The organism is Robertmurraya sp. DFI.2.37 (assembly GCF_029211245.1).
GTDB classification, from domain to species: domain Bacteria; phylum Bacillota; class Bacilli; order Bacillales; family Cytobacillaceae; genus Robertmurraya; species Robertmurraya methanolica_A.
This window is the reverse complement of the sequence record NZ_JARGEJ010000029.1, coordinates 12962-28888: the sequence shown is the minus strand read 5'-3', so window position 1 is coordinate 28888 and position 15927 is coordinate 12962. Positions and strand designations below refer to the sequence as shown.

General features: G+C 39.8%; 15 protein-coding genes. All 15 read right to left on the bottom strand.

Annotated elements, in window-relative coordinates:
• Positions 1-287 precede the first annotated feature (287 nt).
• Positions 288-3830 (bottom strand): transcription-repair coupling factor, encoded by a 3543-nt coding sequence (gene mfd, locus PZE06_RS15395; RefSeq protein WP_150916960.1) that lies wholly within the window; start codon positions 3828-3830, stop codon positions 288-290.
• 194 nt (positions 3831-4024) lie between these two features.
• Positions 4025-4255, bottom strand: a complete 231-nt coding sequence (fin, locus tag PZE06_RS15390) for an anti-sigma-F factor Fin (RefSeq protein WP_150916958.1) — start codon at positions 4253-4255, stop codon at positions 4025-4027.
• A gap of 101 nt (positions 4256-4356) precedes the next feature.
• Positions 4357-4917 (bottom strand): aminoacyl-tRNA hydrolase, encoded by a 561-nt coding sequence (gene pth / locus PZE06_RS15385; protein ID WP_150917000.1) that lies wholly within the window; start codon positions 4915-4917, stop codon positions 4357-4359.
• A gap of 87 nt (positions 4918-5004) precedes the next feature.
• The gene (locus PZE06_RS15380) at positions 5005-5634 is read right to left on the bottom strand and encodes a 50S ribosomal protein L25/general stress protein Ctc (protein ID WP_150916955.1); all 630 of its coding nucleotides are present in this window, start codon (positions 5632-5634) and stop codon (positions 5005-5007) included.
• Positions 5635-5940: 306 nt separating this feature from the next.
• Complete coding sequence (locus tag PZE06_RS15375; RefSeq protein WP_150916953.1) at positions 5941-6897, bottom strand: ribose-phosphate diphosphokinase; 957 nt, start codon at positions 6895-6897, stop codon at positions 5941-5943.
• 65 nt (positions 6898-6962) lie between these two features.
• Entirely contained in the window at positions 6963-8330 is a 1368-nt protein-coding gene (gene glmU, locus PZE06_RS15370) for a bifunctional UDP-N-acetylglucosamine diphosphorylase/glucosamine-1-phosphate N-acetyltransferase GlmU (protein ID WP_150916952.1), read from the bottom strand.
• 791 nt (positions 8331-9121) lie between these two features.
• Positions 9122-9412: a septation regulator SpoVG gene (spoVG, locus tag PZE06_RS15365; protein ID WP_003347151.1), complete on the bottom strand. Its 291-nt coding sequence runs from the start codon at positions 9410-9412 to the stop codon at positions 9122-9124.
• A gap of 236 nt (positions 9413-9648) precedes the next feature.
• Positions 9649-10023 carry a 2-iminobutanoate/2-iminopropanoate deaminase gene (gene ridA, locus PZE06_RS15360; RefSeq protein ID WP_150916950.1) on the bottom strand — a complete coding sequence of 125 codons (375 nt, stop codon included), beginning with the start codon at positions 10021-10023 and terminating at the stop codon, positions 9649-9651.
• Between the two features lie 18 nt (positions 10024-10041).
• Positions 10042-10869 carry a pur operon repressor gene (purR, locus tag PZE06_RS15355; protein WP_150916948.1) on the bottom strand — a complete coding sequence of 276 codons (828 nt, stop codon included), beginning with the start codon at positions 10867-10869 and terminating at the stop codon, positions 10042-10044.
• 59 nt (positions 10870-10928) lie between these two features.
• Positions 10929-11798: a 4-(cytidine 5'-diphospho)-2-C-methyl-D-erythritol kinase gene (ispE, locus tag PZE06_RS15350; RefSeq protein WP_150916946.1), complete on the bottom strand. Its 870-nt coding sequence runs from the start codon at positions 11796-11798 to the stop codon at positions 10929-10931.
• Positions 11799-12020: 222 nt separating this feature from the next.
• Positions 12021-12197, bottom strand: coding sequence for a small, acid-soluble spore protein, alpha/beta type (locus PZE06_RS15345; protein ID WP_150916944.1), 177 nt, complete (start codon positions 12195-12197; stop codon positions 12021-12023).
• A 222-nt stretch (positions 12198-12419) separates the two neighbouring features.
• Positions 12420-12683, bottom strand: a complete 264-nt coding sequence (gene veg, locus PZE06_RS15340; protein WP_095314450.1) for a biofilm formation stimulator Veg — start codon at positions 12681-12683, stop codon at positions 12420-12422.
• A 470-nt stretch (positions 12684-13153) separates the two neighbouring features.
• The gene (gene yabG, locus PZE06_RS15335; protein WP_150916942.1) at positions 13154-14032 is read right to left on the bottom strand and encodes a sporulation peptidase YabG; all 879 of its coding nucleotides are present in this window, start codon (positions 14030-14032) and stop codon (positions 13154-13156) included.
• Between the two features lie 321 nt (positions 14033-14353).
• Positions 14354-15232 (bottom strand): 16S rRNA (adenine(1518)-N(6)/adenine(1519)-N(6))-dimethyltransferase RsmA, encoded by an 879-nt coding sequence (rsmA, locus tag PZE06_RS15330; RefSeq protein WP_150916940.1) that lies wholly within the window; start codon positions 15230-15232, stop codon positions 14354-14356.
• Positions 15225-15785: a ribonuclease M5 gene (gene rnmV / locus PZE06_RS15325; protein WP_150916938.1), complete on the bottom strand. Its 561-nt coding sequence runs from the start codon at positions 15783-15785 to the stop codon at positions 15225-15227. The genes rsmA and rnmV overlap by 8 nt, the downstream gene beginning before the upstream one ends.
• Positions 15786-15927 lie beyond the last annotated feature (142 nt).

Sequence of the window (15927 nt, the reverse complement as noted above, 5' to 3'; positions counted from 1 at the left end):
CCAATGTTGCCTCACTTTCATCTGATGATTTTGTAGCACTAGCATGACTTCAACGGATGTGAAATCTTGCCATGTTTGAACTTAGTATCTTTCATCTGGAAAGTTCTATTCACAAACAAATATTTTTTCTCCTGTTTAGTATTTCTTCCATCAGAGTGAAAATATTCCATTATGGTTTTCTATACCCATGACTTCTTAAAATCAAACGAAAGGATATGCCCAAATTTCCAATTTGGTACCCGCAACGATATAAATTCGCCCTTACACATGATAAAATCGCCGCTCTATTAAGAGACCGTTTTTTCCTCATCTCGCTTAGCCTCTTGGAGCCCCTGGACCATTGTGAAAGCAGCTTGAAGCCAGTGAGCAACTTCAACTCCTTTTATATGAAGGACCATTTTCAATCGATTGCCTTCCATGCCTAAGCCAACCATTCGTCGAAACTGGTTGCTGATTTCAAAGATTTTTTGCCCATTAATTCGAGCACTTTCCTGTTCAGACAACAGAATCGTGACTTCGTCCTTTATTTGTTTAATCGATTCCACACCCACCATAATCGCATGAGCTTTAATCTCTGCAATTTGGAATAAATAAGAGACTTCCTTTGGATACTCTCCAAACCGATCGATCATTTCTTCCTGCAGCTCTTGAACCTCTTCCAACGTAGTTGCTCCACGGAATCGTTTATACATCTCTATTTTTTGATGCCCATCGGCAATGTACGTATCAGGGATATAGGCATCGATTTCTAAATCCACTTCCACGCTTTGCTCTCTCTCCACTTTTTCAAATTCACCTTTACGCTCTTCAATTGCTTCTTTCAGCATTTGAGAATAAAGATCGAAACCTACTGAGTCAATAAATCCATGCTGTTGGGCACCTAAAATATTTCCAGCTCCTCTGATCGATAAATCACGCATCGCAATTTTAAAGCCGGATCCTAGCTCCGTAAACTCTTTAATTGCTTGAAGCCTTTTCTCCGCAACCTCCGTCAGCACCTTATCCTTACGATACGTAAAATAAGCATAGGCAACACGATTGGAGCGCCCGACACGCCCACGGAGCTGATAAAGCTGAGATAATCCCATCCGATCTGCATCAAAAACAATCAGCGTATTCACATTCGGAATGTCAACCCCTGTCTCAATAATCGTTGTGCTGACAAGAACATCAAATTCGCCTGCCAAAAACCCAAGCATGACGGATTCCAGCTCGTTTTCCGTCATTTGACCGTGAGCATACGTTACCCGAGCATCCGGCACAAGCATAGATATTTCCTCCGCCTTGCGCTCAATATCCTCAACACGATTGTAAAGGAAGTATACTTGACCATTTCGAGCTAATTCTCGTTCAATTGCTTCTCTAACTAGTCCCCCGTTATACTCCATCACATAGGTCTGCACAGGGAAGCGATTTTCTGGAGGAGTTTCAATAACGGATAGATCACGAACCCCCAGCATCGACATATGCAATGTTCTTGGTATCGGAGTCGCCGTTAAGGTGAGGACATCAACATTTGTTTTTAACTGCTTAATTTTCTCTTTATGCGATACGCCAAAGCGTTGTTCCTCGTCAATAATAAGCAGGCCTAAGTCCCGATACGTAATCCCCTTCGAAAGGAGACGATGGGTTCCAACAACAACGTCAATCGTTCCATTTTTTAACCCATTAATGGTTTCTGTTTGTTGCTTCTTCGTTCTAAAGCGACTTAATAAACCAATTTCAATTGGATAATCCTGAAATCTCTCACGCATCGTTTCGTAATGCTGTTGAGCCAGAATCGTTGTTGGAACAAGAATTGCCACTTGTTTTCCGTCTGCAATCGCTTTAAACGCCGCACGGATCGCCACCTCTGTTTTTCCATAACCGACATCACCGCATAACAACCGATCCATTGGACGTTCCTTTTCCATATCCTTTTTAATTTCCTGAATGGAGCGAAGCTGATCCTCTGTTTCTTGATAAGGGAAGGATGCTTCAAACTCCCTTTGCATATCTCCGTCTGGTGAGAAGGCATACCCTTTAGAAGCTTCTCTCTCGGCATAGAGCTTTATTAAATCATCAGCAATGTCTTGGACCGACGATTGAACCTTGCTCTTCACCTTCTTCCAATCATTACCACCTAACTTATAGACTTTCGGTTCCTTACCTTCCGAAGCGACATATTTTTGTACTAAGTCAATTTGTTCAACTGGAACATAAAGCTTATCACTACCTTGATAACGGATATGAAGATAGTCTTTATGAATCCCGTTGATTTCCAACGTTTCAATCCCTAAATATTTACCAATCCCATGGTTCACATGAACAACATAATCCCCAACCTTAAGCTCCGAATAGCTCTTAATCCGCTCAGCGTTAGATAGCTTCTGTTGGCGTCGGCGCGTTTTTTTCGGCTTGCGATTAAAGAGTTCCTCCTCTGTTATGACCGCTATCTTTTGAATAGGAAGTTCAAACCCTGTTTGCAGATCGCCCTCGATAATTTGAACTTTTCCACCTGCTAATGATTGGCTTTCATGAGCTATAACTGCATCTATTCCATAGTCCTCCAGTACGCGCTCCAGCTTATCTACTCGCTTTTCATCCGCACCGAGGAATACAACCGCATAATTTCCTTTTTTCAGCCTCTCAATTTCACTTTTCAAAACATGCATTTGTCCATGGAAATTTTGCATTTGCTTACAGGATATATTGATGATGTTTTGTGGATTTGTATTTGGAACATGCCTTAAAAATAAAGACATATAAATGAGCGGATGCCTTACCTTTTGCATCCTTGATTGAATTTGATGACTGATCATCAAATCATGAATAATCTTTCCTTCACTAAGTAGACTGAGGTACCATTCTGCTTCTTCCTTATCCAAAGAATCATTCATTTCCTGAACTCTACTAATTTCATCAACAAAAATTAGGGCATTTGCCGGTAAATAGTCCACTAGACTATTAGACTGTTCATATGCCAACGAAAGATACTTAAAGAGCTGTTCCGGTTTTTGCTGATTTCTCAGTTGCTCAATTTCATGATTAATATTTTGTGTGAGGGTAATTTTTGCCTTCTCATCCTTTATCTTCTTTAGACTTTTGCTTAAACCTGCTTCAAGCTTATCCGCGACCCGTTCATAATGCTCGTTTTGAAGTGGAGTTTCCGTCGCCGGCCCGATGAGTATCTCCCCTAATTTATCACGAGACCGCTGATCCTCAAGGGAAAAATATCGGATTGATTCAATTTCAGTATCAAACAATTCAAGGCGAATCGGATCTGCCTCTGTTAATGGATAAATGTCAATAATTCCACCCCTGACGCTAAATTCTCCTGGGGATGACACCATCTCTGAGCGAACATATCCCATTTCAACAAATTGTAATAACTGGGCCTCAATATCAATATCTTCCCCGACCCTTAAAGTAATTTGTTGTTCCTGCCACAGTGATTTCGGAGGAATAATCTTTCGTAAACCTGAGATCGGGACGATAATCATTCCTTTATCATATTGGCTCCAATAATTTAATACATCTATGCGCTGGGCCCTTAATTCCGGACTGGCAACACTCATTTCTGCCGCAATTAATTCATTGGCCGGATATAAAAATACCTCTTCTTCATCAACGAGCTGAGTAAGATCATCATATAGCTTCTGAGCCTGTAATAGATTGTAAGTTACAATCAATAAGGGCTTCTTCGTTTCATTATAAACGGATGCTAAAAATACCGTTCTTGCAGAGCCCGATAGACCCGCAACCAATTGTTCCTTAAGTCCTTCCTGAACGCCTGCAATAACCGAGCGAATATCATCCTGTCCTGTAAATAGCTGTTTAAGACCTAACACAAGGCTCCTCCTCCCATGTCTACTGGAAAATATCTTTATAGTAAAATTCCTATTCCTTGTAAAAAATAGGAGCTGTTAAACTATTTTGCTTAAATAAACTTTATTAACCATCCTGTTAAACAAAACCAAAAATAAAAAATAATTGCAAAAATCAAAACAGAAAAATGCTTTGGATAAAAAGTCCAAAGCTTGTATTAGTGAATGAGATAATCATTTTGATAAAAAGCCGGGTTTCGTTCCAACGATTCATGGCAGTCTTCACATATTGATTTAATATGCACATCTCCCGTTAAATCATAAGAGACCATTTCCATTCTTTCCTCATTGGTTAGCTTATGGAGTCCTAATCTCTCCATATCAACTGACATATCATCAATCCTGCCCATCTGGACTCCACAATGACGACAATAATATTTTAGAGCCACGTATAGCCCTCCCTTTTAAACCATTCTATATTTTATTATGAACGGTTTAAAAGGTACTTATTCAAGACTTATATCAGATTATTTTGCCAAACTCTGATTATTTATTGATTAAAATCATTCATCACTTGAAGAAAGGGCCTTTCTAAAGTAGCCTCACAGGCCTCTGAACATTTTTGAATAACGACTTCAAGCTGCTCTTGCTCCTCTTTTGTAAAGCGCCCTAACACATAATCTGTAATAGGCATCCCGTTTGTTGGTCGATTAATCCCTACTCGTATTCTATTAAATTCCTGCGTACCTAAATGGGCAATAATAGATTTTATTCCATTATGTCCTCCCGCACTGCCCTTCTGTCTCAAGCGTATTCTACCCACCGGAAGATCGAGATCATCATAAATGACGATTAAATCCTCCATCTCAATTTGATAGTAATCCATCAAGGGTCTAACCGATTCACCAGATAAGTTCATATATGTTAATGGTTTTAATAAAACCACTTTTTCTCCGCGCACATTTCCAATCCCATAAAGCCCTTTGTGCTTTGATTGAGCAAGGGGAATTTGTAACCTCTTCGCCAGCTCGTCAATGACTTCAAACCCGATATTATGCCTTGTCTTCTCATATTGCTTTCCTGGATTCCCCAATCCCACAATTAGCTTCATCATTATCCACCCTCACTAGCTTTTTCTCAACAATCAATGCACGTTAAGGGGCTGACCTTTTTTGGCCAGTCCCTTCATTCTTTTTCCTTACTCTTCCGCTTCTGTTTCTCTTCCCTCTTCCTGAGTAGGAACGCCACCCTCTTGTTCTTCCCCAGAATCTATCTCTTCTTCCACTTTTGGTGGAAGAATGGAAGCAACGGTTTGCTCCGAATCGTGATCAATGACAAAGTTTCCAGCATTCAAATCAGCTACTGTAATGGTCTCACCAACTTCAAGACCTGAAATGTCTACCTCAATGACTTGCGGAATATTTGACGGTGTCGCCGTTACAGAAACTTCATGCAATGATTGCTGCAAAACGCCCCCATCCTTGACTCCTACCGCTTCGCCCACGAGGGCAATTCTCACATCCGCTTGAATTTCTTTCTTCATATCAACAGCCAACAAATCAGCATGAATAATTTCGTTCTTAATCGCATCCGCCTGATAGTCACTTAAAATAACATTTACTTTTTGTCCATTTAAGTCTAATGGAAAAACTCCATTTCTTCCAACCTCACGCATCGTCTTTATAAAATCCGCCCCATTTATGTATATGGGTTTCGACTCTAATTTGTTTCCATAAACAACGGCTGGAATATTCCCTTCAATTCTTAATTTCGTCAAGGCAGAATTTCTAAACTCCGTTCTTTCAACGGCCCGCAGCACTGTATTCATTTTTACAATCCCCTTCCTTATTGTTAGATCCATTTATTGTTAGATCCATTTTTAGAGAATCTCGTAAAAACCTCGGCTTACGAATTTCACTCTCTTTTATAAAAAATGCCCATAATAAGTCAGGAATAAACATGATTAGTAAATGAATGTTCCACAATGCTTAAGTAGAGATTTTTTCACAAAGCATGAAAGTTTATTCTTTAGATACTAATCTCCATTCAAGGTTTAATTCCTTCGAGAAAGGGGAAAAGCCTGATTTTCATGTAGACGGAAAGGCTTGCGAAAATTGCAAGCCTCACACATTTATTAATCAAATAAAGTACTAACTGATTGATCTTCGTGAACGCGAATAATCGCTTCCCCGATTAAAGCAGCCACCGATAATTGTTTAATTTTTCCTGTCAATTTTTCTTCTGGCAAAGCAATGGAGTTTGTCACCACTAATTCCTTGATCTTCGAATTTTCAATTCGTTCAATCGCCGGTCCAGATAAGACTGGATGGGTACAACATGCGTATACTGCAAGCGCACCGTTCTCTACTAACGCATTGGCAGCCAAAGTAATCGTTCCAGCCGTATCAATAATGTCATCAATAAGGATAGCAACCTTTCCTTCAATATTTCCGACAATATTCATTACCTCCGCCACATTTGGCTTTGGTCGACGTTTATCAATAATTGCAATTGGAGCTTTTAAACGGTCTGACATTTTACGAGCACGAGTAACGCCACCATGATCAGGAGATACAATGACAATGTCTCCTCCAAGGTCCTTACTATCGAAATAATCAGCTAAAATAGGTACTCCCATTAAATGATCCGTCGGGATGTCAAAGAAGCCTTGAATTTGCGGAGCATGTAAATCAAGCGTAATCACGCGGGTCGCTCCAGCCGTTTCAAGCAGATTAGCTGTTAATTTCGCTGTGATTGGCTCGCGAGCACGAGCTTTACGATCTTGTCTAGCATAGCCATAATAAGGCATAACAATATTAATGGTTTTGGCTGACGCTCTTTTTAATGCATCGATCATAATCAGCAATTCCATTAAATGCTCGTTTACTGGTGAGCTTGTTGATTGGATGACAAACACGTCACAACCACGAATACTTTCTTCAATGTTAATTTGAATTTCCCCATCGCTAAAACGTTGAACAGAACACTTTCCTAATTCAACACCGATGACTTTCGCAATATCCTTTGCAAGCTCTGGGTTTGAATTTAACGTAAATACCTTTAAATTCGGGTCTAAATATTGATTTGGCATGATGAACCTCCAATTGCTTTTCTTTTTTGGCTTACTTAATTACTTCAATCAGTTTTTTTTGGTACTTATTTATTTAATTTGTCCACGTAGTCTTCCTTGTTCACTTGTCGCGCTCTGGCAATCGCCAATGCTTTTGCTGGTACATCTTGCGTCACCGTTGAACCAGCCGCAACATATGCCCCCGCTCCGACTGTAACAGGGGCTACTAAGTTGGAATTACAGCCAATAAAGGCCCCGTCTTCAATTTTTGTTAAAAATTTATTTCTGCCATCATAGTTAACGGTAATAGAACCACAGCCAATGTTCACATCTTGACCAACTTCTGCATCCCCAATATAACTCAAATGGGACGCCTTGCTTCCTTTCCCGAAAACCGTCTTCTTAATTTCTACAAAATTGCCGATTTTTACTTCATCGTGAATAGTAGATTGCGGGCGAATATGAGCAAATGGGCCAATATTGACATGGCTGCCAATTAAACTGTCATGGGCGACAGATTGGCGAATTACCGTACCCTCTCCAACCTGACAATCTGAAATCTCACTATTTGGCCCAATCACACAGTCAGAGGCAATGCTCGTCTTCCCTGAAAGAACGGTCCCTGGCTGAATAATGGTATCAGCTCCGATTTCTACATCCACGCCGATGTATGTATTATTCGGATCGATAATGCTCACGCCATTGCGCATATGCGCTTCATTAATTCTCTTTTTCATAATCGTCTCTGCTTGTGATAAAGCAACTCGGTCATTAACCCCTAACGTCTCTTCAAAGTCTTCTGTTTGGTATGCGGTAACGACCTCTCCAGCATTTTTCAAAATTTCAATCACATCTGGCAAATAGTATTCACCTTGTACATTTTCATTCGAAACATTTTTCAATGCTGCAAATAAGGCTTGGTTATCAAAGCAATATGTGCCAGTATTAATTTCCCTTACTTCTCGCTCCGATTCTGAAGCATCCTTATGCTCGACAATTTTCTCCACTAGACCCTGTTCATTGCGAATAAGGCGACCATATCCAGTTGGGTCCGCTGCATAAGCCGTTAATACGGTGGCTTTCGCTTTTTGCTCTTCATGCTGTTTAAATAAAGCCTCCATTGTTTCCGCTTTAATCAAAGGAGTATCACCGCATACAACAAGCGTAACGCCTTCCTTATTTGCCAACAACGCTTGCGCCTGCATTACCGCGTGTGCGGTACCAAGCTGCTCCTCCTGTAGCGCGTAGCTGCACTGTTCGCCAAGTTGAGATTTCACTAAATCTGCACCATGCCCTATAATTGTAACGATATGGTCAATATCTAGCTTCGCTACTTGATCGACGACATGTTGAACCATCGGTTTTCCACACACAGGGTGTAAAACCTTGTATAACTTTGACCTCATCCTTGTCCCTTGACCCGCGGCTAAGATGACCGCATAACGTTTAGACATCGACAGTCCTCCATTTTTTCATATTTCTAGGACACTCCACTTCAACACAGAAAAGATGATTGTATGCACAAACACCTGTGTTCTATATAAATACCTCTTTCACTAAACCCGAGTGATAATTTTTCCTTATCCTTACATTTATAAGGATTTTCCTGCGAAAAAATTAAAAATAATCCATTAAGAATATATCCTAAATACATAACTATTTCAAGGACGCACCATAAAGTACAAATTTTTGACATATAGGATTATCAAGGTCGCTTTAAGGCTTTACACACAAAAAAGAGGTGCGAGAAATTTATTCAAAGCTTTTTAAAAGCTTATGCGATAGAACTCGGTTGTTTTTGCTCAACTCATGAAAATCAAATGCTGCTTACGGCTTTTAGCAGAGCTGAAAGATCCTCTGACTCGATGAAGCCAAGGTGGATTTCTCCTAGCGTTTCATTGAGTCAGAACTAAAAATAGCAGGGTTAATTTTTTTTGCAAAAGGAGGTTTTAAACTTTTAAAAAAGGGTAAATAGTTGGAGGAAAGTAGTAGTAGCAACTTAGTCTGACAAGAACAAAGGGCATGACAAATGTTTTAAAGAGGTTTCTTCTTCGCTCCCATCGCCGTACAAACACTAGAGGACCTGTTCTTTCGTTAATAGCGAAAACACTTCTGAAAGCGGGAATGGCTCGTTAGACCGCTTATGTTAAACAAAGTTTAAAAGAATGGACGCAACAATAAAATCGCTCAGTTCCAAACGATAAAAAAAGGCGCTACTTATGAAGTAGGCCCTTGTTGCTATATCCTACGAAGCTCCGGCTTCTTCAAATTCAACTTCTAATTCACCTAGACGGTGGTATTCAGCCAAAACAGCCTCTTGGATTTTACCGCGTGTTCCTGAGTTGATTGGATGTGCAATATCTCGAAATTCTCCATCTGGAGTACGTTTGCTTGGCATTGCTACAAACAAACCATTATTTCCATCAATCACACGAATATCATGAACGACAAACTCATTATCTAATGTAATCGAAGCAATCGCTCTCATGCGTCCATCAGTATTTACACGGCGTAGTCTAACGTCTGTCACTTCCATTTTGTTCACCACCTTTGCAAATAGATAAAAATCTAGTTAACTAATTCAACATAACTTCCAATTATCCTTCTTTTTAACGGAAAATTTTTTCAAAATTAAGTCGATCTATTGAATCCGCTTCCAAATGAATCGGACAATACTGAACTCGTTAACCCATCCCCTATTTGCTTGGTTGAACATTTCTAAAACGACGGAGACAAGAACCTTTATGAACGTCATAAAGGCCCTCTCAATCATTATTTTACTAAGGCAATAACCTCAATCTCTACTAAAGCATCCTTTGGCAGTCTCGCTACCTCTACACAAGAACGCGCTGGCTTATGATTTGAAAAATATTGACCATATACCTCATTAATACTTGCGAAATCACCCATATTTTTAATGAATACCGTTGCTTTCACAACTGTTTCTAGCGATGCACCCGCTTCTTTTAAAACCGCCTGAAGGTTTTTAAATACTTGATGGGTTTGATCCTTCACATCCCCTTGAACCATTTCTCCAGACGCTGTCAACGGAATTTGGCCGGAGCTATAAAAAAGATTATTCACAACAATCCCTTGCGAATATGGTCCAATCGCTGCTGGCGCCTCATTAGTTTGTACGATTTTCATGAACTCACCCTCCAAATATTAAACTTCTACCTTTTGAAAATAATTGCCTTCACTTACTGTAATCTTTTTTTCCTTCACATCTACATCTGAAAGCTTCACTAAAGAAAGATAGTCATCAATTAATCGTTCTTCTGTTTTCTCCGCTTCTACTAGAACAGCAATGCCGGCTACAGATGCATTAAATTCTTCCAATAAGCTAATCATGCCGTTAACAGTTCCGCCCGCTTTCATGAAGTCATCGACGATTAAGACGTTAGAGCCTTCTTCTAGACTGCGCTTCGAGAGCAGCATTGTTTGGATTCGTTTGGAAGAACCCGAAACATAATTTATACTTACGGTCGAGCCTTCCGTCACTTTACTGTCTCTTCTTACAATCACAACAGGGACATTTAACTGGCTCGCCACTGCATAAGCTAACGGAATTCCTTTTGTCGCAACTGTCATTACAACATCAATTTTGGTATCTATGTATGCAGATGCTAACAAGCGTCCGGCCCGCTGGACAATAGATGGATCCCCTAGCAAATCCATCATATATAAATAGCCCCCTGGCAATAAACGATCTGGATTTGCTATTAAATCGCATAATTCACCAATAAATGGCTTCGCTTCCAATTCTGATACTTTAACAAAATACTTCACCCCGCCTGCTGCTCCCGGCACCGTTTGAAGCGTCCCTATTCCTCTATGTTCAAAAGCTTCTTTAATGATCGCTAAATCTTCACTAATGGAGGATTTCGCTGAACCATACCTTTCTGAGAAAAAGGACAGGGAAACAAGCTCTCTTGGATGGTCTAGCAAATAATGGGTCATATCAATTAAACGTTCACTTCTTCGGAATTTCACCAGATAGAACCTCCTTTTATCCGAATATTTTAACGTAAATATATCATTAATATACGGATTTAATCAAGGGGATTCCTTTCACCGAGTAATCTCACTGCAAAAACCTGATCGCAAAATCCTCGCAATCCGTTATACAATCGATGCATTCTTGAATCGTGCTGCACAAGCGCAAAAACAGTTGGACCACTTCCGCTCATCAATACTGCATCGGCGCCAAATCGGTGCATTTGCTCCTTAATCTGTGCAACCTCAGGATATAAATTCAATGTGACACCTTCAAGGACATTACCTACATTTCTACAGACACCAGCAAAATCCTGATTTCGAATTGCTTCAATCATGCCACTGGTATTCGGATGAATAACATCTTTTAATTGAAGGCGGCCATAGACATCAGCAGTGGAAACCCCTATTAACGGTTTTGCCAAAACAACCCAGCAACTAGGAGGTGATGGCAGCTCCTTAACCTTTTCTCCTCTTCCCGTCGCTAGAGCCGTACCGCCATACACGCAAAAAGATACATCTGAACCAATTTGCGCACCGAGCTCTGCCAGATCGTCCAAAGACAAACCCAACTGCCACAGCTTATTCAACCCTCTCAAGGTGGCGGCTGCATCACTGCTTCCTCCAGCAAGACCAGCCGCAACAGGAATCGTTTTTTCTATATTAATCTTTACACCTTTTTTAACCTGAAATCTTTCTTTTAATAGCTTTGCTGCTTGGTAAGCCAAATTACGCTGATCATCTGGCACAAAGCGATTTTGAGAAACAATTTTGATTTCATCCTCTGACAACAGCGTCAATTCAAGACGATCTGCTAAGTCGATTGTTGTCATAATCATTTCAACCTCATGATAGCCATCAGGCCGTTTATGTAAAACATCTAATGATAAATTTATTTTCGCTGGTGCCTTTATTAAGACCTTCAACACTTCCACCTACTTGAGTAAATTCAATCTGATACTAATGCAATCCGCATAAGCAGTAAGATTCTCCATTTTTTGTCCTATTTTACCACAAAACGATACATATAAGACCTGCTCATCTTGACATTTTCAAAAACGTGAACGAAATTACATCAAAAAATCAAGCCGAGGCAAAAAAGCCCCGACTTTACGTAGTGAATCCATTTGGTTGTAAACTCGTTTTTGCTACTGCCTTTTAGCTAATTGCTGTTCAGCAATTTCTATCGCTCTTTTTACCATATTTCCAGCATCTTTTGCGCGAATTCCGCCCCAGCCTTCCTTTTGGACAACATCATAAAAACCAAGCTCTTTAGCCAGTTCTTCTTTAAACTGCTCTGACATCATTCCACGCCTTCTGCCCAAAATGAACAACTCCTTTCTCCACTACGTATTCTTATTATGAATAAGGAGTTTCATTTTCATGAGAACCTAATTTATCCTAAAGGAACGTTTTCTTCGGGTCAAGTGACAGCGATTTGGTACGATTCACACCTAAAAACATATAATATCGATATAGCTCTAATAAACCAAATAAAAAGCAGTAAACATCGATTGTTCACTGCTCACATAAATAATATAGGCTTTCTAGCTTAACGCTACCTGTCCTGTTGTATCTTCATAGAAGGTAATCTGAACCGTTTCTGTAAGTACATCTGCATAGCTGTACGATACACGCTCAAATGCATTTTCATCCTGATCTAATTCAATCACAAATACGGATGGATAAGTCTCAGCCAAAATACCTGAACGTTCAATCGTTTTCCTACGTCCACCGTTGGCCTTTAATAACAATCTCTTCCCTAGATTTGAGTCAAGGGCTTTTTTAATATCAATTAACGTTTTTGCCATTCGGTCCACCTCACTGTGTAAAGTATAACACACTGACATAAAATAGTCAAACAAAAATATAAATTATAACAGTGTTTAAAAATAGTTGTCAATAGATTTTATTCCACATTTTTTTCTAATTTTCTACAATAACGTTTTTTCGCGCTAGCGAAAAGAACGTTCCTTAATTTTGCGTAGCAAAAAGAACGTTCCTTTAGCTTCACGTTAGAGAAAGAACTCCCTTGCTGTTGTTTCATACAGCAAAGCTCAAATTCCTTAATCGTTCACGCAAACAGAAACTACTCTTCTTTGCAGCAACAGAACTTTCTTTAAATAGACTTTCCTTATTTGACAGAAATATGTATGTCAACAAAAAATACGGCTAACGGTATAAAAATATTGATTTGTTTTCTCATTGAGAGGGAACGAGAATACTTGGCTCGACCTCTCTCAATGAAATTGTTGAAACCCAGCTCTTTTTGTCGAAAAAATTAGTTCTGATTTTCAGAATGAAATGGCATCCCCGTTCTTAGTATCCCTCTCGTTTCAATGCCACCAAGTCCTTTTTCGCCTGTTAGAGTATTCCGCAGCACATCCCAAACATTAATCCTTTCCATAAAAGGGGTAAAACTAATTTTTGCGACGATATAAACCGGGTCTAAAGCATGAATATTAACGCGAGAAGGGGAACTGGCAAAATTAGCTCCGGCATGTATGAGCGACTCAAAATGGGATTGGCAAGCACCAGCAAAAATCACCAACTGATCTAAGTTCGGAATCTTCCTCCTTGCCTCTCTCACCGTTTGAACAAAGAACTTCGAGTGCCGGTAGGCGTTGATATCCCCAATCGCTCCCTTTGATTTAGAGTAAGCATCATGTCCAGTAATAACCAATATATCTGGGCGATAATATTCAATAAGATGGCTTATTCTTTGCGGCATTTCCTTTTCATTACAATGAATCCCAGTCACAGGTATGCCGATCTTTTCATAAAGGCTTAAACATTTTTTCAGATAAGATGGATCTCCATCAATATGAAGAACACGGCCGGGAAGTTGAAAGTAGTTGACCTTCATTTTATAGCCTTCCGTCGTATCGTACTCTTGCCTTTGCTTTAATAAATCAATGTCCTGTTTAAACAAGCGAAAGGATTGCTCCTCTAAAGAACGAAACTCCTGCGTTAATTCCATCCTCTTCATTTGGTCAATCAACAGCAGATCTTCATAAGGGGCATCCGCTATTAAACGAAAATCCTCACCATACAGCACTGCTTTTTTTTGACCATTTTCTTCTTTAATATCGATGACACGAAATAAAATATCACATTTATAAGAAATTCTCCCAACAACATCCATGAGTTTAATCGTCACTGAACGTCACTCCAATTAGCACAAATAGAGCCCCCTTTTATAGAGGGATGAACAAATAAAAATCTAGTTGTTTTTTTTAAAATATGCATTGGACAAAAAACATGTGCTTTTAACGGAGTATTTAGGAAAAGTTCGAATAACACCACCAAATAACAAGTTCGTAAAAAAATGTTTTTGAGCGGGAATCTGTACGGCGTTCCCTTTTTGCTATTGGCATTTAGCGGCACTTTAAGAAGCAGCGCGCTTGCGAAATAGTTTTCATGTTTAAAGGGTGTCCAACCAGCTAAAATTAGCCGATTAGACACCCCTTACGTAACGGTTTTATTGAAAATGTGGCAGCAACGCATCGCTTAATGCGGCGAATTCTTCGATCGACAAAGTCTCTCCCCTTCTTGTCGGTTCAATATTAACCTGGCTTAATGCTGAAAGAATTTCCTCCTTTTTCTCCTTTCCTTCAGGAAGCTGACTAGTCAAATTGTTTAAAATCGTCTTTCTCCTTTGGGCAAAGCTTGCCTTCGTGATTTGGAAAAAGAATGCTTCACTCTTTACAGGCACCTTTGGAGTTGCTCTAACTGTCAGCCGGATCACGGCCGAGTCAACATTCGGCTGAGGAACGAAAACCGTTTTCGGTACAATCATCACAGTCTCAGCCTCCGTATAATACTGAACTGCAATGGAGAGAGAGCCGTAATCCTTCGTTCCTGGTTTTGCTGCTATTCTTTCTGCTACTTCTTTTTGCAGCATCACAACAATTCCTCGAATTGGCAACTTCTCCTCCAAAAGCTTCATAATGATTGGTGTAGTCACATAATAAGGAAGATTCGCTACAACCATGACATCCGTAATCCCAGCAAACTCTGTTGCCATCATAGAGGCAACATCCACTTTCAAAACATCTGAATGGATAATTTTTGTATTCCCATAAGGAGATAATGTCTCTTCTAATATCGGCAATAGTCTCTGGTCTATTTCAAAAGCAACGACCTTTTTACTTCTGCGAGCAATCTGCTCCGTAAGGGCACCGATTCCTGGACCTACCTCGATTACTCCTGACTCATCAGTAAGATTTGCGTGATCAACAATTCGATTAAGAATATTGGTATCAATTAAGAAATTTTGTCCCAAGCTTTTCTTAAAAGAAAAACCGTATTTTTCTAGAATCTCACGTGTCCTAACGGGGGTAGCAATATCTTTATTCATCTTTTTCCTCCTGTTGAATAACTTGAATCGCTGCTGAGAATGCTGCCTCCGTTATTTGAAACATCTGCAGCCGCTTATGCAACTGTTTACCATTCGTATACCCGATCTTCAACAGCTTGCCTAGTTTTTCTCGCCTTTCTTTTGCACGAGGTCCACCGACTAACCCAGCATTCATAAGATCGTCTTTCGTAATGATCTCTTTTGCATCATCCATCATATGATGAGCATCCTTTAATGCCCGGCGAATTTCCTCCGGAGAAGCATGCTCTACGCCAACTCCCCTCCCATGCTTATGGAGCGCTGCTTCCTTTGTTATAAAAGCATGCTTACAATCTGGAACATGGCGAGCAATGGTTTGTCGTATTTTTTGACCCGGATAATCAGGATCAGTAAAAATGATCACCCCTCTTGTCTTTTGGGCCAACTCAATCTGCGCGATCGTTTCCATAGTTACGGCCGAACCATTCGTTTCAATCGTATCTGCATCTATCGCTCTTTTTATCGCAGTTGTATCATCTTTCCCTTCCACCACAATAATCTCTTTTATTTTCATAAATCCTCCTCATCCTGATTCGTACACAATGAACCCTACCTGAAAAATCTTATAATTTTTTTGAAAAAAAACAAATATATTTGAAACATTTTTGTAATCTTAATCGTCTATATTAGTGTAAAGAAAAATTGCGCAAAAAACA

Bases quoted from the DNA above. Each gene is read 5' to 3' on its own strand.
- pth (WP_150917000.1), bottom strand. From the start codon at position 4,917: ATGAAGCTAATTGTGGGATTGGGGAATCCAGGAAAGCAATATGAGAAG.
- PZE06_RS15380 (WP_150916955.1), bottom strand. From the start codon at position 5,634: ATGAATACAGTGCTGCGGGCCGTTGAAAGAACGGAGTTTAGAAATTCT.
- PZE06_RS15375 (WP_150916953.1), bottom strand. From the start codon at position 6,897: ATGCCAAATCAATATTTAGACCCGAATTTAAAGGTATTTACGTTAAAT.
- glmU (WP_150916952.1), bottom strand. From the start codon at position 8,330: ATGTCTAAACGTTATGCGGTCATCTTAGCCGCGGGTCAAGGGACAAGG.
- spoVG (WP_003347151.1), bottom strand. From the start codon at position 9,412: ATGGAAGTGACAGACGTTAGACTACGCCGTGTAAATACTGATGGACGC.
- ridA (WP_150916950.1), bottom strand. From the start codon at position 10,023: ATGAAAATCGTACAAACTAATGAGGCGCCAGCAGCGATTGGACCATAT.
- veg (WP_095314450.1), bottom strand. From the start codon at position 12,683: ATGGCAAAAACGTTAATTGATATTAAAAAAGCCCTTGACTCAAATCTA.
- rsmA (WP_150916940.1), bottom strand. From the start codon at position 15,232: ATGAATAAAGATATTGCTACCCCCGTTAGGACACGTGAGATTCTAGAA.
- rnmV (WP_150916938.1), bottom strand. From the start codon at position 15,785: ATGAAAATAAAAGAGATTATTGTGGTGGAAGGGAAAGATGATACAACT.